This window comes from Tabrizicola flagellatus (assembly GCF_008271465.1).
Lineage (GTDB): Bacteria > Pseudomonadota > Alphaproteobacteria > Rhodobacterales > Rhodobacteraceae > Tabrizicola > Tabrizicola flagellata.
Genome location: NZ_VMDU01000007.1, coordinates 95,835 through 120,629 on the forward strand (window position 1 = coordinate 95,835; position 24,795 = coordinate 120,629).

Annotated in this window: 21 protein-coding genes; 13 read left to right on the forward strand and 8 right to left on the reverse strand. The window is 67.9% G+C overall.

What is annotated here, in order from left to right; genetic code table 11:
• The 9 genes from rsmH to murD all read left to right on the forward strand — a co-directional run bounded on the left by rsmH (position 1) and on the right by murD (position 11,675).
• Complete coding sequence (rsmH, locus tag FL625_RS11690; RefSeq protein ID WP_149588857.1) at positions 1-1,017, forward strand: 16S rRNA (cytosine(1402)-N(4))-methyltransferase RsmH; 1,017 nt, start codon at positions 1-3, stop codon at positions 1,015-1,017.
• Positions 1,018-1,374, forward strand: a complete 357-nt coding sequence (ftsL, locus tag FL625_RS11695; RefSeq protein ID WP_149588858.1) for a cell division protein FtsL — start codon at positions 1,018-1,020, stop codon at positions 1,372-1,374.
• 4 nt (positions 1,375-1,378) lie between these two features.
• On the forward strand, positions 1,379-3,169 hold the full coding sequence (locus FL625_RS11700; RefSeq protein ID WP_149588859.1) for a peptidoglycan D,D-transpeptidase FtsI family protein: 1,791 nt from the start codon (positions 1,379-1,381) through the stop codon (positions 3,167-3,169).
• A 12-nt stretch (positions 3,170-3,181) separates the two neighbouring features.
• Positions 3,182-4,663, forward strand: a complete 1,482-nt coding sequence (locus FL625_RS11705) for a UDP-N-acetylmuramoyl-L-alanyl-D-glutamate--2,6-diaminopimelate ligase (protein WP_149588860.1) — start codon at positions 3,182-3,184, stop codon at positions 4,661-4,663.
• Between the two features lie 163 nt (positions 4,664-4,826).
• Positions 4,827-6,281, forward strand: coding sequence for a UDP-N-acetylmuramoyl-tripeptide--D-alanyl-D-alanine ligase (locus FL625_RS11710; RefSeq protein ID WP_149588861.1), 1,455 nt, complete (start codon positions 4,827-4,829; stop codon positions 6,279-6,281).
• Positions 6,282-7,364, forward strand: coding sequence for a phospho-N-acetylmuramoyl-pentapeptide-transferase (gene mraY, locus FL625_RS11715; protein WP_149588862.1), 1,083 nt, complete (start codon positions 6,282-6,284; stop codon positions 7,362-7,364).
• 69 nt (positions 7,365-7,433) lie between these two features.
• Positions 7,434-8,501: an endonuclease/exonuclease/phosphatase family protein gene (locus FL625_RS11720; protein WP_149588863.1), complete on the forward strand. Its 1,068-nt coding sequence runs from the start codon at positions 7,434-7,436 to the stop codon at positions 8,499-8,501.
• Positions 8,502-8,699: 198 nt separating this feature from the next.
• Entirely contained in the window at positions 8,700-10,181 is a 1,482-nt protein-coding gene (locus FL625_RS11725; protein ID WP_149588864.1) for a tetratricopeptide repeat protein, read from the forward strand.
• 93 nt (positions 10,182-10,274) lie between these two features.
• Entirely contained in the window at positions 10,275-11,675 is a 1,401-nt protein-coding gene (murD, locus tag FL625_RS11730) for a UDP-N-acetylmuramoyl-L-alanine--D-glutamate ligase (RefSeq protein WP_149588865.1), read from the forward strand.
• Positions 11,676-11,721: 46 nt separating this feature from the next.
• On the opposite strand, the gene FL625_RS11735 is transcribed toward murD, so the two are convergent.
• From FL625_RS11735 to FL625_RS11765, 7 genes are all read right to left on the reverse strand, one after another.
• A complete protein-coding gene (locus tag FL625_RS11735) occupies positions 11,722-12,780 on the reverse strand; it encodes a Gfo/Idh/MocA family protein (RefSeq protein WP_149588866.1) in 1,059 nt (352 codons plus the stop codon).
• Positions 12,780-13,565, reverse strand: coding sequence for a ThuA domain-containing protein (locus tag FL625_RS11740; protein ID WP_149588867.1), 786 nt, complete (start codon positions 13,563-13,565; stop codon positions 12,780-12,782). Before FL625_RS11740 ends, FL625_RS11735 begins: the two co-directional genes overlap by 1 nt.
• A 60-nt stretch (positions 13,566-13,625) precedes the next feature.
• The gene (locus tag FL625_RS11745) at positions 13,626-14,627 is read right to left on the reverse strand and encodes an ABC transporter ATP-binding protein (RefSeq protein WP_149588868.1); all 1,002 of its coding nucleotides are present in this window, start codon (positions 14,625-14,627) and stop codon (positions 13,626-13,628) included.
• Positions 14,628-14,631: 4 nt separating this feature from the next.
• The gene (locus FL625_RS11750) at positions 14,632-15,465 is read right to left on the reverse strand and encodes a carbohydrate ABC transporter permease (protein ID WP_149588869.1); all 834 of its coding nucleotides are present in this window, start codon (positions 15,463-15,465) and stop codon (positions 14,632-14,634) included.
• Positions 15,462-16,412 carry a carbohydrate ABC transporter permease gene (locus FL625_RS11755; RefSeq protein WP_149588870.1) on the reverse strand — a complete coding sequence of 317 codons (951 nt, stop codon included), beginning with the start codon at positions 16,410-16,412 and terminating at the stop codon, positions 15,462-15,464. The genes FL625_RS11750 and FL625_RS11755 overlap by 4 nt, the downstream gene beginning before the upstream one ends.
• A 110-nt stretch (positions 16,413-16,522) precedes the next feature.
• Positions 16,523-17,800 carry an ABC transporter substrate-binding protein gene (locus FL625_RS11760; protein ID WP_200833940.1) on the reverse strand — a complete coding sequence of 426 codons (1,278 nt, stop codon included), beginning with the start codon at positions 17,798-17,800 and terminating at the stop codon, positions 16,523-16,525.
• A gap of 123 nt (positions 17,801-17,923) precedes the next feature.
• On the reverse strand, positions 17,924-18,955 hold the full coding sequence (locus tag FL625_RS11765; protein WP_149588871.1) for a substrate-binding domain-containing protein: 1,032 nt from the start codon (positions 18,953-18,955) through the stop codon (positions 17,924-17,926).
• Positions 18,956-19,362: 407 nt separating this feature from the next.
• Here FL625_RS11765 and FL625_RS11770 point away from each other — a divergent pair, with 407 nt between their 5' ends.
• The 4 genes from FL625_RS11770 (at position 19,363) to FL625_RS11785 (ending at position 23,557) form a co-directional block, all read left to right on the forward strand.
• Positions 19,363-20,490, forward strand: a complete 1,128-nt coding sequence (locus tag FL625_RS11770) for an extracellular solute-binding protein (protein WP_160147774.1) — start codon at positions 19,363-19,365, stop codon at positions 20,488-20,490.
• A gap of 177 nt (positions 20,491-20,667) precedes the next feature.
• Positions 20,668-21,747 carry an ABC transporter ATP-binding protein gene (locus FL625_RS11775; protein WP_149588873.1) on the forward strand — a complete coding sequence of 360 codons (1,080 nt, stop codon included), beginning with the start codon at positions 20,668-20,670 and terminating at the stop codon, positions 21,745-21,747.
• 4 nt (positions 21,748-21,751) lie between these two features.
• Positions 21,752-22,678, forward strand: a complete 927-nt coding sequence (locus FL625_RS11780; RefSeq protein ID WP_149588874.1) for an ABC transporter permease — start codon at positions 21,752-21,754, stop codon at positions 22,676-22,678.
• Between the two features lie 9 nt (positions 22,679-22,687).
• The gene (locus tag FL625_RS11785; RefSeq protein WP_149588875.1) at positions 22,688-23,557 is read left to right on the forward strand and encodes an ABC transporter permease; all 870 of its coding nucleotides are present in this window, start codon (positions 22,688-22,690) and stop codon (positions 23,555-23,557) included.
• 178 nt (positions 23,558-23,735) lie between these two features.
• Here FL625_RS11785 and FL625_RS11790 read toward each other — a convergent pair whose 3' ends face one another.
• Positions 23,736-24,536: a hormone-sensitive lipase gene (locus tag FL625_RS11790; RefSeq protein ID WP_235019392.1), complete on the reverse strand. Its 801-nt coding sequence runs from the start codon at positions 24,534-24,536 to the stop codon at positions 23,736-23,738.
• Between the last annotated feature and the right edge of the window lie 259 nt (positions 24,537-24,795).

Here is a 24,795-nt window from a genome sequence, read left to right on the forward strand (position 1 = left end):
ATGCCGGGTCCGCTGCCGCGCCCTTCCGCCTCTGACCGCCCCGCCGATCCCCATGTTCCGGTCCTGATCGACGCGATCCTGCGCGAATGCGCTCCGGTTGCGGGCGTCTGGCTGGACGGGACGCTGGGAGCGGGAGGTTACACGCGCGCGCTTCTGGCCGCGGGGGCGGAGCGGGTGATCGGGGTGGACCGCGATCCCCTTGCGCTGCGGATGGCGGCGGACTGGGCCGCACCCTATGGCGACAGGGTCCGGCTGGTGGCCGGCGTGTTCTCGGAGCTGGACGAGCTCGCCGGAGAGCCTCTGGACGGGGTGGTCCTGGACCTCGGGGTCAGCTCGATGCAGCTCGACCAGGCCGAGCGGGGGTTTTCCTTCATGAAGGACGGTCCGCTCGACATGCGGATGAGCCAGGACGGGCCGAGCGCGGCGGACCTGGTGAACACGGCGGACGAGGGCCTTCTGGCCGACATCCTCTATCACTATGGCGAGGAACGCGCCGCGCGCCGGATCGCCCATGCCATCGTGCTGGCGCGGGGCGTGCAGCCGATAACGACGACGGCGGAGCTTGCCGAGATCGTCAGCCGCTGCCTGCCGCGCCCGAGGCCCGGGCAAAGCCATCCCGCGACCCGCAGCTTCCAGGCGATCCGCATCGCGGTGAATGCAGAATTTTCCGAACTGGCCGAAGGACTTGCCGCCGCCGAACGCGCGCTGAAACCCGGCGGGCTGCTGGCCGTGGTGACGTTCCACAGCCTTGAGGACCGGATCGTCAAACGCTTCTTCCAGCTGGCTTCGGGCCACGAGGCGAACGCCAACCGCTATGCGCCGGCGCGCGCCGATACGGCTGCGCGCTTCGAGATGGTGACGCGCAAGGCCGTGGCGCCCGACGCGGCCGAGATCGCCCGGAACCCCCGCGCGCGGTCGGCCAAGCTTCGGGTCGGACGGCGAACCCATGCCCCGGCGCGCGCGATCGCCCCGGCCGATCTGGGCCTGCCCGAGTTTCAGAAGAAAGGACGCCGCTAGATGCGCCCCGTGCTCTATGTCCTGTCGTTTCTTGCGCTGATCGCGCTGGGCTTCTGGGCCTATCGCGAAAACTACGCGACCCAGGCAGCGCTGAAGGAGGTGCAGGGGCTGCAACGCGACATCGCGGCCCTGCGCGAGGCGCTGTCGGTGCAGCGGGCGGAATGGGCCTACCTCAACCGCCCCGACCGGCTGCGCAACCTGGCCACGGCCAATTTCGACCGGCTGGGTCTGTTGCCGATGGAGCCCAGCCAGTTCGGTTCCGCCGCCCAGGTCGCCTATCCGCGCGCCAGGCTGCCCGAGATCAGCTTTTCCACCGACATCCAGGGCACGCTGGCCCTGCCGGACGAGGGGCTTTAGACCAATGCGCACTCCGCTTCGCCCGCTGGCCCGCATCCTTCATGCCCGGCAGGAGGGATTGAACCCCGACGCGATCGAGAAGGAGAACCTGCGCATCCGCCACGAGGCGCTGCGCGAGAAGGCGCGGGGCCGGGCGCAGTTCCGGCTTGTGGTGCTGTGCGCCAGTTTCGTCATGGCCTTCGGGGCGATCGGGGCGCGGATGGGGCTGATGGCGGCGACCGAGCCGGTCGAGCCGCGCTCGCGCGCGCCGGGGGCCGAGATCATCGCGCAGCGCGCCGACATCACCGACCGCAACGGCCGGGTTCTGGCGACGAATATGACGACGCATGCGCTCTATGCCCATCCGAAGGTGATGGTCGATCCGAAGGGATCGGCGCGGAAGCTGGCCGAGATCTTCCCCGATCTCGACGCCAAGGCGCTGGAACGGCGGTTCACCGACGGGCGCAGCTTTGTCTGGATCCGCAAGGTGCTGAGCCCCGAGCAGATGCAGCGGGTGCACGAGATCGGCGATCCGGGTCTCTTGTTCGGGCCGCGGGAAAAGCGGCTGTATCCGAACGGGACCCTGGCCGCGCATGTGCTGGGCGGCACCTCCTTCGGAGCCGAGGGCGTCCACTCCGCCGAGATCGTGGGGGTCGCGGGCATCGAGAAGGCGCTCGACGCGCGTCTGCGCGACCCGGCGCAGGGCAACAAGCCCCTGACGCTCTCGATCGACCTGACGCTGCAGGCCACGATCGAGGAGGTGCTGGCCGCCGGCATGGGCATGCTGAACGCCAAGGGCGCCGCGGCGATCCTGATGGATGCGCGCACCGGCGAGATCCTGGCCCTGGCCAGCTTGCCGACCTTCGATCCGAACAACCGGCCCAATCCGCTGGTGGACAAGGACGCCGAACCCGGCGACAGCCCGCTGTTCAACCGGGCGGTGCAGGGGGTCTATGAACTCGGCTCGACCTTCAAGATCTTCGCCGCAGCGCAGGCGATGGAGCTGGGCCTTGTGACCCCCGACACCATGGTCGATGCCAATGCCCCGATGGTCTGGGGCAAGCACAAGATCAAGGAGTTCGAGAACAAGAACTACGGGCCCTTGCTGTCGGTGTCGGACGTGATCGCCAAGTCCTCGAACGTGGGCACCGCGCATATCGCGCTGATGATCGGACCGCTGCGGCAACAGGCCTTTCTCAAGGCTCTGGGCTTCTTCGAGCCGACGCCGGTGGAACTGGTCGAGGCCCCGGGCGCCAGGCCGCTTATCCCGAAGAAATGGCCCGAGATCGTGACCATCACCACCTCCTATGGGCACGGCATGTCGGCCAGCCCGATGCATCTGGCCACTGCCTATGCCGCGATCGCCAATGGCGGGGTGGCGATCAAGCCGACGCTTCTGAAGCGCGAGGGGCCGACGACCGGCATCCGGGTTATGAGCGAGGAGACCGCGCGCAACGCGGTGGCCATGCTGCGCCGGGTGGTGACGGAGGGCACGGCCAGCCTTGGCGAGGTGCCGGGCTACGAGGTCGCGGGCAAGACCGGGACGGCGGACAAGCCGAAGAAATCGGGCGGCTATTACAAGGACAAGGTGGTGAACACCTTCGCCTCGATGTTCCCGGCCTCGAACCCGCAATATGTGCTGATCGTCACCCTGGACGAACCCCAGGACACCTCGCTGGCCGAGACCCGGCGGACGGCGGGCTGGACGGCGGTGCCGGTCGCGGCCGAGATCATCCGCCGCGTCGCCCCGTTGATGGGGCTGAGGCCCAAGCTTGAACCTGTCGCGCTGGATGCGGTAACTGCCGCCAGCAACTGACGGGAGCAGACCATGACAGCGCGCGCGACACGGCTATCCGACCTCGGGTTGACCGCCCGGGCCGGGCGCGACGCCGCGCTGTCGGGACTGACGGCGGACAGCCGGCAGGTGCGGCCGGGGATGCTGTTCGCGGCTCTGCCGGGGACGGCCACCCATGGCGCGCGCTTCATCCCGGCAGTGCTGGAGCAGGGTGCGGCGGCGATCCTGACCGATGCGGAAGGCGCGCGGATGGCGGCCGAGGTGCTGGCCGACAGCGACGTGGCGCTGGTCGTGGCCGAGGATCCGCGCGCCGCGCTGGCCTGTGCCGCTGCACTCTGGTTCGGTGCCCAGCCCGAGACGGTGGTCGCGGTGACGGGGACGAACGGCAAGACGAGCGTGGCCACCTTCACCCGGCAGATCTGGGCGGCCCTGGGCCGTGAGGCGATCAACATCGGCACCACCGGGATCGAGGGCGCCTGGACGGCGCCGTCCGGGCATACGACGCCCGATCCGGTGACCTTGCAGAAACTGCTGGCCGCAGCAGCGCAGGGCGGCGTGACCCATGCGGCGATGGAGGCCTCGAGCCACGGCATCGACCAGCGGCGGCTGGACGGGGTGCGGCTGAAGGCGGCGGGCTTCACCAACCTGACGCAGGATCACCTCGACTATCACGGCACGATGGAGGCCTATTTCGCCGCCAAGGCGCAGCTTTTCACCCGGCTGCTGCCCGAGGACGGGGTGGCGGTCATCAACCTGGATGGCGCGATGGGGTCCGAGATGGCCGAGCTGGCGTTGGGCCGGGGCCTCAGGGTGCTGACGGTGGGCAAGGGGCGGGGGGCGGATCTCCAGATCGCCGCCACGCGCCCCGATGCCACGGGGCAGGAGGTGCGCTATCTCTGGCAGGGCCGCGCGTTCCAGACGCGGCTGGGGCTGATCGGGGCGTTTCAGGCCGAAAACGTGGCGGTGGCGGCGGGCCTTGCCATCGCGGCGGGAGAGGCACCCGAGGCGGTGCTGGGCGTCCTGCCCCGGCTGACCGGCGTGCGGGGGCGGATGCAGCTGGCCGCGACACGGAAGAACGGGGCGGCGGTCTATGTGGACTATGCCCATACGCCGGACGCGATCGAGACGGCGCTGCGCGCGCTGCGCCCGCATGTGATGGGGCGCATCGTCATCGTCTTCGGCGCCGGTGGCGACCGCGACCGGGGGAAGCGCCCGCTGATGGGCGCGGCGGCGCGGAAGTTCGCCGATGTGCTTTACGTCACCGACGACAACCCCCGCACCGAGGACCCCGCCGCGATCCGCGCCGCGATCCTGGCGGCCTGCCCCGAGGCGCACGAGGTCGGCGACCGCGCCGAGGCGATCCTGCGCGCGGTCGATGCGCTGCAACCGGGCGATGCGCTGCTGATCGCCGGCAAGGGGCATGAAAGCGGGCAGATCGTGGGGACGGATGTCTATCCCTTCGACGACGTGGAACAGGCCAGCGTGGCGGTGGCCGCGCTGGATGGTGTGATATGAAACCCCGACGGATCATGGCGCCTCCCCTCCCCCTGGTGGGGAGGGGATGGGGGTGGGGGGGCGGGACGCGGCGTTCGTGCGCCTTGGCGAGCCCCCCCACCCTCTCCCTCCCCCACGAGGGGGGAGGGAAGCGCCCGGCCGGGCAGATGTCAGGAGAGGACGCATGACGCTCTGGACCTCGGAGGCGGCCGCGCGGGCCACGGGCGGGCGTGTGACGCGGGACTGGCAGGCCTCGGGCGTGTCGATCGACACGCGGACCCTGCAGCCGGGCGATCTGTTCGTCGCCCTGAAGGACGTGCGCGACGGGCATGACTTCGTGGCCCAGGCGCTGGAGAAGGGGGCGGCGGCGGCCATGGTCAGCCGCCTCCCCGAGGGCGTGGACGAGGGCGCGCCGCTCCTGATCGTGCCCGACGTTCTGGCAGCTTTGGCGGCGCTTGGCGCAGCGGCGCGGGCGCGGACGCAGGCGAAGGTGGTGGGGGTCACCGGCTCGGTCGGCAAGACCTCGACCAAGGAGATGCTGCGGGCAATCCTGTCGGGGCAGGGCAGGACCCATGCCGCCGAGGCGAGTTACAACAACCACTGGGGCGTGCCCCTGACGCTGGCGCGGATGCCCGCCGACACGGAATATGCGGTGATCGAGATCGGGATGAACCACCCCGGAGAGATCGCGCCCTTGGCCCTTCTGGCCGATCTCGACGTGGCGATGGTCACCACGGTGGCCCCCGCGCATCTGGAGGCCTTCGACAGCATCGAGGGCATCGCGCATGAGAAGGCCTCGATCTTCGACGGCCTCAGGCCGGGCGGAGTGGCGCTTTACAACGCCGACATCGCCACCGCGCCGATCCTGCGCGACAAGGCGCGGGTGGTGGGCGCACGCGCGGTCGGCTTCGGCGAAGGCGAGGGCGCGGACTGGCGGCTGACCGAGGCGCGGCTGTGCGACGAGGCGACGGTCTGCCGGGCAAGCGTCCGGCGCGGCGAAGGGGCCGGGCAGCCGCTGCTGTTCAAGATTGCCTCTCCCGGTCGGCATTTCGCGCTGAACGGGCTGGCGGCGCTGGCAGCGGCCGAGGCGCTGGGGGCGGACCTGATGATCGCGGCGCATGACCTTGGCCGCTGGGCGCCGCCCTCGGGCCGGGGCCAGCGGGAACGGATCGTGCTCGACATCGTGGAAGAAACCTTCTTCGACCTGATCGACGATGCCTTCAACGCCAACCCGGCGTCGATGGCCGCCGCGCTGGACGTGCTGATCGCGGCGAAACCCACCGACGGGATCGGCCGGGTCGGCGGCGGACGGCGCATCGCGATCCTGGGCGACATGCTGGAACTGGGCCCGACGGAGGGCGAACTGCACGCGGCCATCGCCCGGCATCCGGGCCTGTCGGCGGTCAGCGTGATCCATTGCGTCGGGCCGCGGATGCGGGCGCTGCATGCCGCCCTGCCGCGCGCGCAGCGCGGGGAATGGGTGGAGACGGCGGCGGAACTCGCCCCGCGCGCCCGCAGCCTGATCGACGCGGGCGACATCCTTCTGGTCAAGGGCTCGAAGGGGTCGAAAGTCAGTCTGGTCGTTGACGCCCTGCGAAAAATGGGGCAGGCCGCCAGCCCGAAGGAAGGGACCGAGTAAATGTTCTACTGGCTTGCCGAGTTTTCCGACGGCGGTGGGGTGCTGAACCTCTTCCGCTACATCACCGTCCGCGCGGGCGGGGCTTTCGTGACCGCGCTGCTGTTCGGGTTCCTGTTCGGACGGCCGCTGATCGACCTTCTGCGCCGCAAGCAGGGCAAGGGCCAGCCGATCCGCGACGACGGGCCGCAGAGCCACTTCTCCAAGGCGGGCACGCCGACGATGGGGGGCCTCCTGATCCTGTCGGCGCTGATGTTTTCCACGCTGCTCTGGGCGCGGCTTGACAATCCGTTCGTCTGGATCGTGATCCTGGTGACGATGGGCTTCGGCCTGATCGGCTTTGCCGACGACTATGCCAAGGTGACGAAGCAGAATACCAAGGGCGTCTCCGGCAAGGTGCGGATGGGCCTGGGCCTTCTGATCGCGGCACTGGCGGCCTATGCGGCGGCGATGTTCCACCCGGCGGAGCTGACCAACGAACTGGCCTTCCCCTTCTTCAAGAACGCGCTCGTGAACCTCGGGATCTTCTTCGTGCCCTTCGGGATGATCGTCATCGTGGGTGCCGCCAATGCGGTGAACCTGACCGATGGTCTGGACGGGCTGGCCATCATGCCGGTGATGATCGCCGCCGCGACGCTGGGCATCATCGCCTATGCCGTGGGGCGCGTGGACTTCACCCAGTATCTCGACGTGCATTATGTGCCCGGCACCTCGGAACTGCTGGTCTTTACCGCCGCCCTTTGCGGCGGGGGGCTGGGGTTCCTGTGGTACAACGCCCCGCCGGCCGCGGTGTTCATGGGCGACACCGGATCGCTGGCCCTGGGCGGGGCCCTGGGCGCGATCGCGGTCTGCACCAAGCACGAGATCGTGCTGGCCATCGTCGGCGGCCTCTTCGTGGTCGAGGCGCTGTCGGTCATCATCCAGGTGCTCTATTACAAGCGCACGAAGAAGCGCATCTTCCTCATGGCGCCGATCCACCACCACTTCGAGAAGAAGGGCTGGGCCGAGCCGCAGATCGTCATCCGCTTCTGGATCATCAGCCTGATCCTGGCGATGATCGGGCTGGCCACGCTGAAGGTGCGGTAACGGCTTTTCGTGCGATCTCCGACCGGGTTCGTGCTATGGTTGCGGCATTGAAACCGGAAGGACTTTGCCATGAAGCTTCGCACGCTGGACATTGCCACCTTCAACCTTCTGAACCTGAACGAACCGGGCCTGCCCCTTTACCGTGACGACGACGCCTGGTCGCAGGCGGTCTATGACCTGAAGATCGACTGGACGGGCCGCGTCCTGTCCCGCCTGCGGCCACATGTGACGGGGTTCCAGGAACTCTGGCACCGCGCCTCGCTGGAGCGCGCGGTGGCCGCGGCCGGGCTGACGGCGGACTACGACCTGCTGATCCCGCCCGATGCGGACGGCACGAAGATCGTCTGTGCGGCGATGGTCGCGAAGGGGCTGCTGGTCGGCACGCCGGAATGGATCACCGACTTCCCCGAGGCCTTCGTCCTGGAAAGCCGGGGCGACGATCCGCAGACCCCGGCGATCAGCGTCAAGCTGCGCAGCTTTTCCCGTCCGGTGCTGCATTTCACCATCCGCCCGCGCGACGGGCTGGCCTCGGTGCATGTCTTCGTCTGCCATTTCAAGTCCAAGGCCCCGACCAAGGTGTTCCGCGAACGCTGGTTCAACGCCGACCGCGAAGGCTACAAGCCCCACCAGGCCAACCTCGGCGCGGCGCTGTCCACCATCCGGCGCACGGCCGAGGCCTCGGCGCTGCGCTTCCTCCTGACCGGGCTGATGCGCGGCAACGATGCGCCGGTGATCGTGCTGGGCGACATCAACGACGGCCAGATGTCTAACACGGCGAACATCCTGACCGAACAGCCGCGCTATCTGGTGGGCGACAGCGTCGGCGGCGGCGATGCGGCGCTTTACACCGCGCAGACCCTGCAGGAATACCGCAACACCCGGGATGTCTATTACACCCACATCCACCAGGACATGATGGAGAGCCTGGACCACATCCTCGTCAGCCAGGAGTTCTACGACAACAGCCGCAAGCGGATCTGGATGTTCGACGGCATGGTGGTGATGAACGACCACCTCAACTGGGACGACCACAAGCAAAGCGGGACGAACGACCACGGCATCGTCGCGGCGCGCTTCCGCTATCGCCCGATGAAGGCCGAGGCCGAGTCCCTGGTGGCCGGGACAGGTGATCGCTAGGGCTCGGGGCGCGCCCGGCGCCACGTCGCGCAAAGTGTTGCGCCGCGCCGTCACCTGCCGGGATCGCTCCGGGCCGGGCCTGCCCGGTTCTTGCCCGGGGCCGGCCGCTCGCCTACACCGGGGGCGGCCGTCACCCGAAGACGGCGCGTGACTTGCAGGTGGGACGTGGTGCAGCCAAAGGGACCGGAAGCTCTCAGGATGCACGACCCGGCGGTGCTGGCGGCGGCACTGGCGGCCCGCGCCGACGCGCTCAGGGCCGACTGCGAGGCGCTGTTCCTGGACCTGCGCGAGGCTGATGCGACCGAGGCCGAGGGGTTGCGCCAAAAGCTGGCCAGCGCCCATGCCGCGCTGGACGAGGTGCTGGACCGGATGGCGGGCCTGGCCTGGGAGGATGACGGGCAGGCCGACCACCTGGTCGAGATCGACGGGGTCCTGGCCGGGGTGGCCACCGCCGGCGTGGTGGGGCTGGGCCGGTTGGCCGAGGCCCGCGCGGCGCTGGCGGAGGGGGATCCGGCTCGGGCGGACCGCGTCCTGGCCGAGCTTGCGGCACTGAACACCGGGCCAGCCGATGTTCTTGCCCGGATCGCCTTCGCCCGCGGGCTGATTGCCGAGGCGGCGGGCGATCCGACCGCAGCCGCCGCCCGGTTCGCTCTGGCCGCGCGGCTTGACCCCGACCTGCGCAGCCTGCGGAAGGCGCGGGAGCTTGCCTGCCGGACCGGGGACCTGACCGCCGCCTTCCGCTTTGGCAAGGGGCTCATGGTCCTGGCCGAGACCACGGGCAGCGCCCCGGACCGGGCACTGGCTATGGCCGAACACGCCCTGACGCTGGAGGCGCAGGACCGGCTGGCCGAGGCCGAAGGTTTCCTGCGCAAGGCGGTGGTCGCCGGGCGCGGGGCCGAGGGCCTCTCTGCCGCCGACCACGCCCGGCATCTGGCGCAGCTCGCCCGCGTGCTGGACGCCCAGGACCGCCTGCCCGAGGCCGAAGCCGCGCTGCGCAAGGCGCTGGAGGCGACCCGCGCCGCCGTGGGCGAGGTCCATCCCGACTATTGCGGCCGGCTGAACGCGCTGGCGGGCCTGCTCTTGGCGCAGGACCGGGGCGCCGAGGCCGAACCCCTGCACCGCAAGGCGCTGGACCTGGCGCAACGCCTGCCGGGCGGCGGGCGGCGCATCGTCATCGACAGCCTTTCGGGGCTGGCGCACCTGGCGGAACGGGAGGGTCGGCTGGACGAGGCCGAGCGGCTGCACCGTCAGGCCCTGCAGCTGGACCAGGATCTTTCGGGCCGGACGCATCCCGACTTCGCCGGCCGGATCTGCGCCCTGGCCGAGGTGGTGCGCGCGACACGGCGCCTGCCCGAGGCGGAAACGCTGTTCCGCCTGGCGCTGGAGGTGGACCGGGCCACGATCGGCGAGGCGCATCGTGACTATGGCGTGGCACTGAACAACCTGGCCGGCGTGGTCGAGGCCCAGGGCCGGGCCGAAGAGGCCGAGGTGCTCTATGCCGCCGCGCTGGCGATTTTCCGCGACCGCCTGGGCGACCTGCACCCGGCGACGCAGAAGGTGGTGCGGAACTTCCGCGCGCTGATCCGGTCCGCGCGGCCGGACTCCCTCCACCGGCCCGGGGTCGAGGCGCTGTGGGAGGCCGGCCAGGCGGCACTGCCGGGCCTTGCGCCCCGCACCTGACGCAAGCGCCTCTCCCGCCGGATGCCGAGACGTGCCCCCTTTCCCTTGCGCCGGCGCTGACCTATCCCTGTCAGGGCAGGACAGGGGAAGAACATGATCCCGGTAAAGGGCTACAAGGGACAGAAGGTTGCGGTGCTGGGTCTGGGCCGGTCGGGCCTTGCGACCGCCGCGGCACTGCGGGCGGGAGGGGCCGAGCCGCTTCTCTGGGACGACAGCCCCGAGGCGCGGGCAAGGGCCGAGGCCGAGGGCTTCACCCTGACCGACCTGACGCGGAACGCCGCGCTGGACGGCGTGGCCTGCCTGGTGACCTCGCCGGGCATCCCGCATCTCTACCCGGCGCCGAACCCGATCATCGCCCGTGCGCTGGAATTGGGGGTGCCGGTGGACAACGACATCGGCCTCTTCTTCCAGAGCGCGGCGGCTGCGGACTGGGAGGGGATGGAGACCCCGCCGAAGATCGTGGCGGTGACGGGGTCGAACGGGAAATCGACGACGACCGCCCTGATCCATCACATCCTGGCCGAGGCCGGCCGGCCCACGCAGATGGCGGGGAACATCGGAAAGGGCGTGCTGTCGATCGACCCGCCCGGCGACGGCGAGGTGGTGGTGCTGGAACTGTCCTCCTACCAGACCGAACTTGCCCGGGCGCTGACGCCCGATGTGGCGGTCTTCACCAACCTCTCGCCCGACCACCTGGACCGGCACGGCGGGATGGGCGGCTATTTCGCGGCGAAGGCGCGGCTCTTCACGATGGGTGGGCCGGACCGGGCCGTGGTGGGCGTGGACGAGGTCGAGGGGCGCTATCTTGCCGGCGCACTGGCGCAGGGGCCGGGGGACGACCGGGTGATCCGGGTTTCGTCGGGGCAGAAGCTGGAAGGCTTCGGCTGGTCGGTCTTCGCGCGCAAGGGGTTCCTGGCGGAATGGCGCAAGGGGCGGCAGGTGGCCGCGATCGACCTGCGCGAGGTGAAGGGGCTGCCGGGGGCGCACAACCACCAGAACGCCTGCGCGGCCTATGCGGCCTGCCGCTCGCTCGGGATCGCGCCGAAGCTGATCGAGGGGGCGTTGCACTCCTTCGCGGGCCTGCCGCACCGCAGCCAGCTGGTCGGCGAGAAGGCGGGTGTCCGGTTCGTGAACGACTCGAAGGCCACGAACGTGGACAGTGCCGCCAAGGCACTGCAGGCCTTCCCGAGGATCCGCTGGATCGCCGGGGGGCTGGGCAAGGAGGGCGGCATCGCCGCGCTGGCGCCGCATCTGGGATCGGTGGTGAAGGCCTATCTCATCGGCCATTCCGCCCGCGACTTCGCCTTGCAGATCGGGCAGACCCCGCACGAGATCTGCGAGACGATGGAGCGTGCCGTGGCCCGCGCGGCCGAAGAGGCGCAGGCCGGGGAGGTCGTGCTCCTTGCCCCGGCGGCGGCGAGTTTCGACCAGTATCCGAACTTCGAGAAGCGCGGCGAGGATTTCACCGCAAGGGTCAAGGCGCTGATCGGGTGAAGCCTGCGCGGGTCGGGGCGCCTTTCGGTTCCCGTCGCCGGCAGGGTCAGACCGCGAGCAGTTTCCCGTCCTGGCCTGCCGAGGCCTCGGCCTTGTCGAGCAGCACCTGCAATGCGGCGCCGCGGGCGAAATCGGGCTCGGCGGGGCCCTCGCCGCGGATCGCTGCGATGAAGCGCTGATAGACGGTCGGCACGGGCGGGCAGTCCACGTCGTGCCAGCGGCCCTCGCGGATGTCCTCCTCGCCCAGACAGGCGCGCAGCGCGCTGATTCCCTTCTCGAAGCGCACCTCCAGCCCGCCCTTCAGCCCGTAGAGCCGAAGCCGCAGGTCGTTGAGATGCCCGGTGGCAAAGCGCGTCGCCGCAACGGTGCCGAGCGCGCCATTGGCCAGCCGGACCTGCATCGTCGCGCTGTCGTTGGCGTCCAGCACATAATCGCCGATCCGCCCGCCCGGCGCTTTGTCGAAGGTCTGGAGGAGGCAGGAGACCTGCGTCGCCTCCATCCCGGCGATGAAGGTCGCAAAGTCGAGGATGTGGATGCCGACATCGCCCAGCACCCCCTTCGATCCATGCTTTGTGGACAGCCGCCAGAGCCATTGCGGCTCGCGGTCCCAGTGGCCCCAGGCGGGCTGGGTGAGCCAGCTTTGCAGATACGACGCCTCGAAATGCCGGATGTCGCCGATGGCGCCCTCGCGCACCATGGCCGCAGCCTTCTGCAGGGCGGGGACGTTGCGGTAGGTGAGGTTCACCATGTTGACGACGCCCGCCCTGGCCGCCGCCGCCGCCATTTCCTGTGCATGGGCGGCATTGGTGGCCAGCGGCTTTTCGCACAGCACATGCTTGCCCGCCGCCAGCAAGGGCAGGGTGGTCGCGTAATGGGCGGCGTCGGGTGTGACGTTCGTCACCGCGTCGAACTCGCCCCAGGCAAGGGCCTCGTCCACCGAGGCAAAGCCATGCGGGATGTCATGGGCGGCACGGAAGGCGGCGAGCTGTTCGGGCCGGGTGTCGATCCCGGCGACGAGCGTTACGCCGGGGATGGCGGCGAAATGTTCGGCATGGTTCTTCGCCATGCCGCCGGTGCCGAGGATCAGGAGGCGGACGGGCTGCATCAGCGGAACCCCGCCTCGCCGTCGTGGTGCAGGCGGGGCCCGCGTTCCTCCAAGGGCTCCAGCGTCTTGCCGATCGGCCGGTTCGGGGCATCGGTGGGTTTGGTCAGCCGTGCCTCGGGGTTGAAGGCCCAGCGGACGCCGTTCGCGATGACCTTCTGCACCATCGGCTGGTGGTAGGTCGGATAGGTCTCGTGCCCCGGGCGGAAGTAGAAGATGTTCCCCGCGCCGCGCCGGTAGGTCAGGCCCGAGCGGAACACCTCGCCGCCCTGGAACCACGACACGAAGACGGTTTCCAGCGGCTCCGGCACGCCGAAGGGCTCGCCATACATTTCCTCGTATTCGATCTCGAAATGGTCGGGGATCCCACGGGCGATGGGGTGCTGGCGCGAGGTGACCCACAGACGCTCCCGTTCCCCGGCCTCGCGCCACGAGAGGTTGCAGGGCGCGCCCATCAGCCGCTTGAAGGGTTTCGAGAAATGCGCGGAGTGCAGGAAGATCACGCCCATGCCGGACCAGACGGCCTCGGCCACGCGTTCCACCACCTCGTCCTTGACCTCGCCGTGGGCGGCATGGCCCCACCAGATCAGGACATCGGTTTCCGCGAGTTTCCTGGCGGTCATTCCGTGTTCGGGGTCCTGCAGCGTGACCGTGGTCGCGGTGATCCCGTCCTCCTTGTTCAGGAACTCGGCGATCGTGCCGTGCATGGTCTTGGGGTAGACCTCGGCCACCACCTTGTTCTTCTGCTCGTGGACGTTCTCGCCCCACACGGTGACGCGGATGGTCATGGATAGTCTCCTTGGAAATGATGCGCGCCCGGGGTCGGCCCCGAGCGCGCGGGACAGGGGTCAGCGGACGGGCTTGCCGTCCTTGTCGAAGCGGTAGAGATGGCCGGGCTTCGGCGCGATCGAGACGCGGGTGCCGACCGGGATCGTCGCCTTGCCCGGGCGGCGGACGATGACGGGTTCGTCGCTGCCGATCTCCACGAAGAGGAAATGGTCCGAGCCCAGGTCCTCCACGTGCAGGACCTCGCCGGTCCAGGGGCTGTTGTCCACCACCTCCAGATGTTCCGACCGGACGCCGAGCGTGGTGCAGCCTTCGGCCTCGGCGAACTTGCCGGTCAGGAAGTTCATCTTCGGGCTGCCGATGAAGCCCGCCACGAAGAGCGAGTTCGGATGCTCGTAGAGTTCCGCCGGCGTGCCCGCCTGTTCCAGCCGTCCGTCGCGCAGCACCGCGATCCGGTCGGCCAGCGTCATCGCCTCGACCTGGTCGTGGGTCACGTAGATCATGGTGACGTTCGACATCGAGTGGTGGAGTTTCGCGATCTCGAGCCGCGTCTGCACCCGCAGCGCCGCGTCGAGGTTCGAGAGCGGCTCGTCGAACAGGAACACCCGCGGGTCGCGCACGATGGCGCGGCCGATGGCGACGCGCTGGCGCTGGCCGCCCGAGAGTTGCTTGGGCAGGCGGTCGAGCAGGTGGTCGATCTGGAGAAGCTTTGCGGCGTTCTCCACCCGCTTGCGGATCTCGGCGTCGCTGGTCTTGTCCAGCTTCATCCCGAAGGCCATGTTGTCATAGACCTTCATGTGCGGATAGAGCGCGTAGCTCTGGAACACCATGGCGATGCCGCGCTTGGACGGGATCAGGTTGTTCACCCGTTCCCCGTCGAACAGCATGTCGCCGGTGGTGATTTCCTCCAGCCCCGAGATCAGGCGCAGGAGCGTGGACTTGCCGCAACCCGAAGGCCCGACGAAGACCATGAATTCGCCCTTCTCGATGGTCAGGTCGATGCCCTTGATGACCTGCACGGCGCCATAGGACTTGGTGACGTTCTTCAGTTCGATCTTTGCCATGATGTCAGCCCTTCACGCCGCCCGCGGTCAGACCCGCGACGATCTTGCGTTGGAAAATGAGGACGAGGATGATGAGCGGAACGGTCACGATGACCGAGGCCGCCATGATCGGGCCCCAGGGAATCTCCTGCTGGCTTGCGCCGGAAAGAAGGCCGATCGCCACCGGCACCGTCCGGGTGGTTTCCGAACTGGTGAAGGTGAGGGCGAACAGGAACTCGTTCCAGGCGCCGATGAAGGCCAGGAGGCCCGTGGTGACAAGAGCCGGCCAGAGCAGCGGCATGAACACCCTGGTGATGATGATCCAGGGCGTCGCGCCGTCCACGATGGCGGCTTCCTCGATTTCCACGGGAAGGTCGCGCATGAAGGTGGTCAGCACCCAGACCGTGAAGGGCAGGGTGAAGATCACATAGGACAGGATCATCGCCCAGGGCGTGTTGAAGATGCCGAGGAAGCGGACAAGCTCGAACAGGCCGGCAAGGACCGCGATCTGCGGGAACATGGACACGGCGAGGATCATCATCAGGAGAAGCCCCCGGCCCCGGAACCGCACCCGGGCAAGCGCGTAGGAGGCGGTGACGGCCAGGAACAGCGCGAAGACCACGGTCGTCGTCGCGATGAAGACCGAGTTCCAGATCGAGCGGACGAAGTTCCGCCCGCCCAGCACCGTCTCGTAGTTGGCCCAGGAGAAGGCCCGGGGCCAGTAGTTGATCTTGAAGAGGTCCGTCCCGGTCGTGAACGAGGTCACGATCGCGTAGTAGAACGGGAAGACCGAGAAGACGACGATCACCACGACCAGCGCGTAGAAGCCGATGGTGGACAGGAGTTTCTGGCCGCTCATCTCTGACCCTCCCCGGAAAAATCGACCTTGCCCAGCCAGATGTAGAGGCTGACGAAGACGGCGATGATGGCGAAGAGCAGCGTGGACTGCGCCGCGCCGTAGGCGAACTTGTCGAAGTCGATCATGTTCTCGCGGCTGATGACCGACATGGTCTTGGTGGCGGCCGAGTTGGGGGTCAGCACATAGACCAGGTCGAAGATGCGCAGCGCGTCGAGCATGCGGAAGATGATCGCGACGGCGAGCGCGGGGCGGATCAGCGGCAGGGTGATCCTGAAGAACACCTTGACCGGGTTGACGCCGTCCAGCTTTGCCGCCTCGTAGATGTCGCGCGGGACCATCTGGAGGCCTGCAAGGATCAGGAGCGCCATGAAGGGCGTCGTCTTCCAGATGTCCACCATGAGGACGGCATACATCGCCGTCTCGGTCGAGGCGGTCCAGGCGATCTTCTGGTCGATCAGGCCAAGGTTCAGCATGATGTCGTTGATGATCCCGAACTGGTCGTTCAGCATCCAGGCCCACATCTTCGCCGAAACGATGGTCGGGATCGCCCAGGGGATCAGGATCGCGGCGCGGACGATGCCGCGGCCCTTGAATTCGGCGTTGAGGACAAGCGCCACGATCAGGCCCAGCACGGTCTCGAAGAAGACCGAGACGAAAGCGAAGCGCACCGTGTTCCAGACCGCGTTCCACCAGGCCGGATCGACCAGCGTCCCACGCCAGATCCAGCGCCCCGATTCCAGGATGCGCAGCGACAGGTAGTTGTCGAAGCCGATCCATTCGCCGCCGTAAAGGTCCGACAGCGCCGTGTTGGTCAGCGAGAACCAGATCGTGCGGATCAGCGGCCAGGCCGCGACGAAGAACAGTGCCGCCAGCATCGGCGCGATGAACCAGAAGGCCGCGCGCTGGCGTTGTTGGGTAAGGCTGAGCCCCCCTGTATTCGTAGCCATGATGTCCCTCCCCTGTCGGGTCCCCCCTCGAGACCCGGTCTTGCAGAAACGGGCGGCTCCCGCAGTTCCAGAAGCCGCCCGCTGTCGGGGTCAGTCAGGTCCGGGAGGACTTACCAGCCCGACCCCTTGATGTCGGTCAGCTCGACCTCGAGCAGTTCCAGGTTCTCGGCCGCCGAGCCCTTGCCCGAAAGCGTGTTGTGGACGGCCGACCAGAACTTGGCCGAGACCTCGTTGTATTTGCCCAGCGTCGGCGCCGAGGGCCGCGGCACGGCGTTCAGGAACACGTCCTTCCACTGCGGGATGATCGGCTGCGCGGCGGCGATGTCCGGATCGTCATACAGCGCGATGATCGTCGGCAGGTTCGATTCCGCGATGGCGCGCTGCTTCTGCGCCTCGGGGCCAGCCAGATAAAGGGCCAGCGAGATTGCCGCTTCCTGCTTGGTCGAATACTTGGACACGGCCACGTTCCAGCCGCCCAGCGTCGCCGCCGAGCTGTCGCCTTCCTTGCCGACCGGCAGGGTGGTCACGGCGAACTTGCCCTTCACCGCCGAGTCGTCGCCGTTGCCAAGGCCATAGGCATAGGGCCAGTTGCGCATGAAGACGGCATTGCCGGTCTGCCAGACGCCACGGGCTTCCTCTTCCTGATAGGCCAGGACGCCATCGGGAGAAATCGTGCCGACCCAGGACTTCGCCATTTCCAGCGCGGCCACGGCGTTTTCGTTGTTGACGCTGATCGTGCCGTCGGGCTCGACGATCTGGCCGCCGCCGTAGGACTTGATCCATTCCAGCGCGTTGCAGGTCAGGCCTTCATAGGCGTTGCCCTGCCAGACAAAGCCCCAGAGGTCCTTCGCACCCTCGGCGCGCTCGGCGTCCTGGATGAACTTGGCGGTCTCGGCCAGTTCCGCCCAGGTCTTCGGCGGGGTCTTGCCGTGCTTTTCCAGAAGATCGGTGCGGTAGTAGAGCGCTGGCGCGTCGGTGAAGATCGGCAGCGCGACCAGCTTGCCGTTCACGGTCTGCGATTCGATGATCGAGGGGAAGTGCTGCGGGATCAGGTCCTTGGCGGCCTCGGTCAGGTCTACGAAGTGATCGGCCAGCTGCGGCGCCCAGATCACGTCGGTCTGGTAGAGGTCGATGTCGGTCGCGCCGGCGGCGAGCCACAGGCGATACTGGCCGAACTGGTCGGTGGTCGAGGCCGGCATCGGCACCAGCGTCACGGTGTTGCCCGTGGCTTCTTCCCACGGCTTGACCAGCGCCTTGAAGTTCTCGACCGCATTGCCGACGGCGCCGGAAACATAGAACAGCTCTTCGGCCATGACCGGTGCGCCGAACACGGCAAGCATGGCTGCAGTTGCGGTCGCGCGCAGGGCGCGGCCTTTCATGATGGTCATTGGTTTTCCTCCCTGGGGCCGCCGCTGTGGCGTGCCTTCTTCGGTGCAAAACGCCCGGACGAACCCGAAACGTTTCGGAAAAGATAGTCTCCAAAGCGCTTTCGGTCAACGATTCGATGCGGGTCAGGCGGCGGCGGGCGGGGCGACCGAATTCCGCTCGATGAAGCTGTACTGGCCTAGGCGTTGCAGTCCGGCCAGCGGCTTGCCCGCGATCGCCCCGGCCAGGCAATCGGCCAGCGGCTCCCAGCTGTCGCGCAGCGGTGCCCTGGTCACGGTCAGCGCTGGGAAGAAGGCCGAGGCGCGCAGGGTCGGCAACTCGTCGTCATGCGCCACGACCGAGACGTCGCCCGGCACCGAAAGTCCAAGCGCGGCAAGGGCCTGGTAGGCGCCGCGCGCAAGTCGCACGTTGCCGCAGACGATCGCCGTCGGACGCGGCGCGGTGCCCGAGAAGAGGCGGATCGTTCCGGTCAGGCCGTGGGCCTCGTCCATGTCGCCGTTCAGGTGCAGCTCGGGGATGTGCGGCGCCCCGGCGGCGCGGAGGGCACGCAGATAGCCCGCCTCGCGCCGGCTGACATAGCTGCGCCCGGCGATCCCGTTCAGGAAGGCGATCCGCCGATGCCCGCGCGCGAGCAGATGTTCGGTCAGATCGTAGGCAAGCTGTTCATTTTCAATGTCGAAGTAGGGATAGTCGATCGTTTCCCCGCTACGGCCGTGCACGACAAAGGCGATCCCGGCACGGCGCAGGAAGTCGATCCTCGGGTCCCGGTCCATCGGGTCGATCAGCACGAAGCCGTCCAGAAGCGCGGTGCCGATCAACTTCTGATAGACAGGAAGCGGCGGCTCCTGTTCGGCCATGATATGCAGCACGAACTGCATCCCCCGGCCCGAGAACTGGGACGACAACCCCGCGACCACCTCCATGAAGATGCCGTCCTGGCCGATGTTGCGGTGCTGCGGCACCACGAGCCCGACGATACCGGACCGGCCCGACACCAGTTTGCGGGCCGAGACGTTCGGGTGGTAGTTCATCGCCCGCGCCGTGGCCTTGACGCGCAGACGGGTTTCCTCGCTGACATCGGAATGGTCGTTCAGCGCCCGGCTGACCTGGGTGATCGACAGGTCGAGGCTGCGGGCAATGTCCTTCAGCGTTGCCATGGGCAAGTCATTCTCGTTCAAACCCCTTTTGTGGGTATCCGAAACATTTCGGAACCGAAAGGCAACGGTTTTCTTGTCCCGTGGCGGCGGCGGGTGCGGCAAGGCGTCCGGGGGGCCGCGGAGCGTCCGGGCGGACCGCCCCAGCGGCCGCTGCAATGCCCGGCAGACCGCCGGGCCGTGCCGGAGCGTGCAGCGGCCCCGCCATTTTTCACCGCTGGTCGAGCGACCGCAGAGCGCCGTTGACAGCCCCACCCGAAGGCGGAGTAAGCTTTCGCGGCATGGGCCGCCGCCCGTCGCTGACAAGGTGCTGTTACATGGGTATTGCAACGAGGGGGTCAGCGCGCCCGCGTGAACGAAAAGATCCGGGGACAGATCGCGCCTTTGGGATATCAACTGGGAGACCAACCGTGAAACATGACACTTCTGCCTTCAGCCGCCGCCGTTTCCTGCAGGGCACGGCGGCGGGGGCCGGCGTCCTTGCCGCGCCGGCCATCATCTCGAAGGGGGCGCTTGCCTCGTCGGGCGAACTGAACTTCACCGGCTGGGCCGGCTATCCGCTGTTCCAGGAGAAGATCTTCCCGACCTTCGAGGCCGCGACCGGCATCAAGGTCAACTTCAAGGAACTGCCCGACCAGGACACGATGTTCGCCGAGGCGAAGGTCGCGCTGGAAGCCGGCGGCATCGACGTGATCGAGCCGACGATCGACCGCTGGGGCGGCTGGAATTCGAATGGCCTCCTGCAGCCGTGGGACGAATCGAAACTGGCGATGGACAACTACCTGCCGGGCCTGGCCGACGGTGCGGCGGGCGAGCGCAGCCGCGCCGATGGCAAGCTGTTCTACGTCCCCTCGAACTGGGGCACCGAGGCGCTGGTGGTCAACGAGGCCGAGGCCAAGCTGTCCGACCCGCCGTCGCTGGGCGACCTGTTCAACCCCGAGAACTCGGCCGTGCTGCGCCCGCATTCGACGCTGGCCGCGATGGGCCGCTGGCTGGACGCCCAGGGCAAGCTGCCGCGCCCGTGGATGGACGGCTACACCGACATGGCCGCGATGACCGAGCTGTGGGACATCGCGCTGGCCGAGGCGATCAAGGCCAAGGGCAACGTCGTGCAGTGGTGGTCGGGCGAGAACGAGGCCAATGCCGGCTTTACCGCCAACGGCGCCACCATCGGCCTGTGCTGGGATTCTACCGGCTTCAACCTGCGCAATGACGGTTACAAGTACATCGCCCCGGTCGAAGGCGCCTTCGCCTGGCACCAGGGCCTGGTGCTGATGAAGAACGCGAAGAACATCGAGCAGGCGCACGAATTCGCGAAATGGGCCTCGACCCCTGAAGGCTCGGCGCTCTGGGCGACCGCCTTCTCGTCGAACCCGGTCGGCAAGGGCTCGGGCGAGTTCATGGACCCGGCGGTGTCGGAATACTACAACGGCACCTTCAACGACGAGGCCCTGAACAAGCTGTGGTGGTGGCCGGAACAGTCGGCCGAGTTCATCGCCAAGCGGACCGAATACGCCGACAAGTACAAGGCGGCCTGATCGCCGTCCTGCCGCGATCCACGCCGGGCCCCAGCGGCCCGGCGTGACTTTTATGGGCGTTGGCACGGAATCTGGACGCAAACTCTGCCGCGATCTGGCGATACACATTGCGCTGGCCTGCCGGCCTGCTAGCCTGCACCCCAAAACAAGAAACGACCTCAGGGAGACAGACGCGCCATGAGCGCCGGTATCGATCTTGAAAACGTGTGCTGCGATTTCGGCACCTTCCGCGCCGTGGATAATGCAAACGTGTCCATCCGCCCCGGCGAGTTCTTCTCGTTCCTGGGCCCCTCGGGCTGCGGCAAGACCACGATCCTGCGCATGGTCTCGGGCTTCATCGAGCCGACCGAGGGCACGATCCGCATCGGCGGCAAGGATGTAAAGGGCACCCGGCCGAACCAGCGCCCGACCGCGCTGATCTTCCAGAACCTGGCGCTGTTCCCGCTGATGCCGATCTGGGAGAACATAGCCTTCGGGCTGGAGGTGCGGGGCGTAGACAAGGCCACCCGCCGCCGGAAGGCCGAGGAATTGCTGAAACTGGTCGATCTGCCCGGCGCGGCCGACAAGATGGTCAGCCAGCTGTCGGGCGGGCAGAAGCAGCGCGTGGCCATCGCCCGGGCGCTGGCGGTCGAGCCGCAGGTGATGCTGCTGGACGAGCCCCTGTCGGCGCTGGACCTGAAGCTGCGCCAGCACATGCGGGCGGAACTGCGCGCGATCCAGAAGCGGACGGGCGTGACTTTCATCTACATCACCCACGACCAGGGCGAGGCCCTCGCCATGTCCGACCGGGTGGGCGTGATGAGCCAGGGCCGCATCCAGCAGATCGCCGATCCCAAGGACATCTACAACAACCCCGTGAACGGCTTCGTCGCCAGTTTCGTGGGCGAAAACAACATCTTTACCGGCACTGTGGGTGCGGTGTCCAATGGCATGGCCGCCTTCGAGACGCCCGAGGGCAGCTTCCGCGCCCGCATCGCCCCCGAGGCGCAGGGCAAGGCGGTCAAGCTTTACGTCCGGCCCGAGCACACGCTTCTGTCCGACCGGGCGGGAGAGAACTCGATCCCGGTCACGGTGACGGAAGTCGCCTTCGAGGGCGCCTTCATCTCGGTCCATGCCCGGACCGAGAAGGGCATGATCCTTTCGGCCGAGATCCGCAACGACGGGCTGGCCACGGTGCCGGACCTGGGGACGCGGCTGCACGCGAGCTTCGACCCGGCCCGCGCGGCGCTGTTGCCCGACGCGAACGTCAGGAGCTGATCCGATGCAGGACCTTCTTCGCCGTTACGGGCCGGGCCTCACCTTCATGATGGGGCTTCTGGTGGCCTTCTGGCTTCTGATGCTGGTCATCGTGCCGAACATCACGCTGTTCGAGCAGAGCTTCCGCCCCTACCTGCCGGTGACCGAGATCGGCGGGCCGCGCGACACCTATTCCTTGAACAACTACCTCAAGGTGTTCGACGGCAAGGTGGAAAAGTCGTTCCTCGGCCATGTGTTCACCATTCCGGTGCATGTCTATACCTTCTCGCTGACCATCTTCTATTCGATGCTGGTCACGGTGATCTGCTTCCTGATGGCCTATCCGCTGGCCTATTACCTCGCCAAGATCGTCAACCCCAAGTCGCTGCCGACGCTGCTTCTGCTCCTTTTCATCCCGCTCTGGGTGTCCGAGGTGCTGCGGGCCTTCGCCTGGTGGATCATCCTTGCCTTCAAGGGGCCGCTCAACGCGCTTCTGCAAGGCATCGGCCTGATCGAGGACCCGATCCGCTGGACCAACATGGGCTATGCCGGCGTGGTGATCGGTCTGGTCTATACCTACGTCCTGTTCATGCTGTTCCCGGTCTACAACGCCATCCAGTCGCTGGATTCGAACCAGATCGAGGCGGCCGAGGATCTGGGCGCGCCCTGGTGGAAGATCCACTGGCGTATCGTGCTGCCCCATGCCAAGCCGGGCATCGCCTCGGGCTCGGTCATGGTGTTCATGCTGTCGGCCGGCTCGCTGCTGGTGCCCTCGATCCTGGGTTCCACCACCTCGCAATGGTTCACCCAGACCATCGACCAGTGGTTCAAGGACGCGCTCGACTGGAACACGGCCTCGGCCTATGCCTTCCTGCTGCTTCTCGTCTGCACCCTGTTCGTGACGCTGGCGATGTGGGTGTTCCGGGTCAAGCTGTCGGACATCGCGAAGTAGGGGGCCGCCATGCACAGACTCCGCCAGAACCTCGCGCATCTCTACATGGTGCTGTTCCTGTTCTTCCTGCTGGCGCCGCTGGTCGTCATGTCCGGGGCGGCGTTCAACGACAGCAAGCTGCCCTCGATCGTGCCGTGGAAGGGCTGGACGACGGTCTGGTTCACCGAGATGGTCAACGACCAGCGCATGATGTGGGCCTTTGTCAACACGCTCTGGGTCGCGCTGGCTGTGGCGGTGATCGCCGTCATCATCGGCACCGCCTCGGCGATCCTGATCAATTCGATCTCGGGCCGGGTGCGCACTGTGCTTTATGGCCTGATGATCTCGACCATCCTGATCCCAGGCGTGGTGATCGGCATTTCCACCATGATCATGTGGACCAAGCTGGGCGGCGCGCTGTTCGGACCGGACGGCAAGCCCTGGCCGTTCATTCCGGGCCTGCACCTCTCGGTCCTGGGGCAGGTCAGCTACATCGCTGCCATGGTGATGCTTCTGGTCCTGGCGCGGCTGCAAAGCTTTGACGCGGGGCTGGAGGAGGCGGCTTTGGACCTCGGCGCGAGCCACGCCCAGGTGATGCGCCGGATCCTTCTGCCGCACCTTTACCCGGCGATCGGGGCCGGGGCGGCGGTGGCCTTCTTCCAGTCGATCGAGAACTTCAACGTCACCCAGTTCACCCGGGGCGGGGCGGATACGCTTACGGTCTACGTGTTCTCGAAGGTGCGGTCGGGGATCACGCCTACGATCAACGCGCTCGCGTTCCTGTTGATCTGCGTGACCCTGGTGCTGGCGCTGGTCTACGAGATCAACCGCCGCCGCAAGGCGCGGATCGAGGCCGAACGCGAGGCCGAGGCCCGGCGCGCCGAGGCGGCGATGCTCTGACCGGTCGCTCGTCGTCGACTGCGTCGCTCCTTGCTGAGGTCCGCCCGGCGAGGAGGCGACAGGGTCGCACGACGAGCGGTCCTGGGGGTGACGGCGCGGTTAACGGGCGGTGAATGTCCGCGGCCAAGTCATTGGACTCCTTGCGGGCGGTGGGACTGTCCGGCGTGGACAGCCCCGGTCAGAGCCCGTCCATCAGCACCGCGCAGAGCGGAGAGTCGGGGTCGCGGAGACCCTCGATCACGTCGAAGTGGTGCCGTCCGGGATCGACGGTCCAGGGGCAGCCCCATTCCTCGGCCAGGACGCGGGCCTGCCAGAGGAAGGCCGGGCGTTCGCCTGCACCCACCCAGACATGCGCGCCGACCCCGTCGCGGAGACGCTGCCGGGCCGGGCTTTCCGCGGCGACCTCTGCCTCGTCCAGTTTCAGCGTCGCGTTCATCCCGGTCGCCAGCAGAGGCCCCAGCTCGGACAGGGGCGAGATCGGCACCACCCGGGCCACCGGAACCGGGATGTCGGCGCAGCCCATCCGGGCGGCCAGATGTCCACCGGCGGAATGTCCGGTCACCACCACCGGACCGGGCACTCGGGTGCCGACGAACCAGGCGGCCCGGGCGATCTCGGCCGTGATCTCGCCGATCCTGGCCGCGGGTGCCAGAGTGTAGCCGGGCATTGCGACCGCATAGCCGCGCGCGAGGGGGCCGGCGGCGAAATGCGACCAGTGCGATTTCGAGAACAGGTGCCAGTAGCCGCCGTGGACGAAGATCACCACGCCCTTCGGCGGCCCATCGGGCAGGAACAGGTCCAGCCTTTCGCGCGGGGAGGGGCCGTAGGCGAGATCCAGCTCGGCGCGCCGTCCCATGGCCTGCCGGAAGGCTGCGGCGGCTTCGGCCCAACGCTGCGGATAGGCGGCTGCACCGGGGATGAAGGCCCCGTTCGCATAGTCGCGATCGGGGTCGGGCCAGCGATAGGGTGGTGGGGTCACGGGCATGCTCCGGTCAGGCTCGGCAGACTGTGCCCAGCCGCCTGGCCGGCTGCAAGGGGGGGGGGCTGGCGTGTCATTCTTTTGTTACAAAACCGTCGCACATGCTTCACCATGGCGGTCTAGAGCAAGGTGGGCGATCGCCCCTGTTGGCGGCACGGAGCAGGTCATGGACGACATTCGGGCGGCGGCATCGGCCGTGGAGAACGCGACGGCGAAGATCTCGGCGCGGGGGGTGCAGGTCTATTACGGCCAGAACCAC

Coding starts and splice junctions, on each gene's coding strand:
- rsmH (WP_149588857.1), top strand. CDS start 1: ATGCCGGGTCCGCTGCCGCGCCCTTCCGCCTCTGACCGCCCCGCCGAT.
- ftsL (WP_149588858.1), top strand. CDS start 1,018: ATGCGCCCCGTGCTCTATGTCCTGTCGTTTCTTGCGCTGATCGCGCTG.
- FL625_RS11700 (WP_149588859.1), top strand. CDS start 1,379: ATGCGCACTCCGCTTCGCCCGCTGGCCCGCATCCTTCATGCCCGGCAG.
- FL625_RS11705 (WP_149588860.1), top strand. CDS start 3,182: ATGACAGCGCGCGCGACACGGCTATCCGACCTCGGGTTGACCGCCCGG.
- FL625_RS11710 (WP_149588861.1), top strand. CDS start 4,827: ATGACGCTCTGGACCTCGGAGGCGGCCGCGCGGGCCACGGGCGGGCGT.
- mraY (WP_149588862.1), top strand. CDS start 6,282: ATGTTCTACTGGCTTGCCGAGTTTTCCGACGGCGGTGGGGTGCTGAAC.
- FL625_RS11720 (WP_149588863.1), top strand. CDS start 7,434: ATGAAGCTTCGCACGCTGGACATTGCCACCTTCAACCTTCTGAACCTG.
- FL625_RS11725 (WP_149588864.1), top strand. CDS start 8,700: ATGCACGACCCGGCGGTGCTGGCGGCGGCACTGGCGGCCCGCGCCGAC.
- murD (WP_149588865.1), top strand. CDS start 10,275: ATGATCCCGGTAAAGGGCTACAAGGGACAGAAGGTTGCGGTGCTGGGT.
- FL625_RS11735 (WP_149588866.1), bottom strand. CDS start 12,780: ATGCAGCCCGTCCGCCTCCTGATCCTCGGCACCGGCGGCATGGCGAAG.
- FL625_RS11740 (WP_149588867.1), bottom strand. CDS start 13,565: ATGACCATCCGCGTCACCGTGTGGGGCGAGAACGTCCACGAGCAGAAG.
- FL625_RS11745 (WP_149588868.1), bottom strand. CDS start 14,627: ATGGCAAAGATCGAACTGAAGAACGTCACCAAGTCCTATGGCGCCGTG.
- FL625_RS11750 (WP_149588869.1), bottom strand. CDS start 15,465: ATGAGCGGCCAGAAACTCCTGTCCACCATCGGCTTCTACGCGCTGGTC.
- FL625_RS11755 (WP_149588870.1), bottom strand. CDS start 16,412: ATGGCTACGAATACAGGGGGGCTCAGCCTTACCCAACAACGCCAGCGC.
- FL625_RS11760 (WP_200833940.1), bottom strand. CDS start 17,800: ATGACCATCATGAAAGGCCGCGCCCTGCGCGCGACCGCAACTGCAGCC.
- FL625_RS11765 (WP_149588871.1), bottom strand. CDS start 18,955: ATGGCAACGCTGAAGGACATTGCCCGCAGCCTCGACCTGTCGATCACC.
- FL625_RS11775 (WP_149588873.1), top strand. CDS start 20,668: ATGAGCGCCGGTATCGATCTTGAAAACGTGTGCTGCGATTTCGGCACC.
- FL625_RS11780 (WP_149588874.1), top strand. CDS start 21,752: ATGCAGGACCTTCTTCGCCGTTACGGGCCGGGCCTCACCTTCATGATG.
- FL625_RS11785 (WP_149588875.1), top strand. CDS start 22,688: ATGCACAGACTCCGCCAGAACCTCGCGCATCTCTACATGGTGCTGTTC.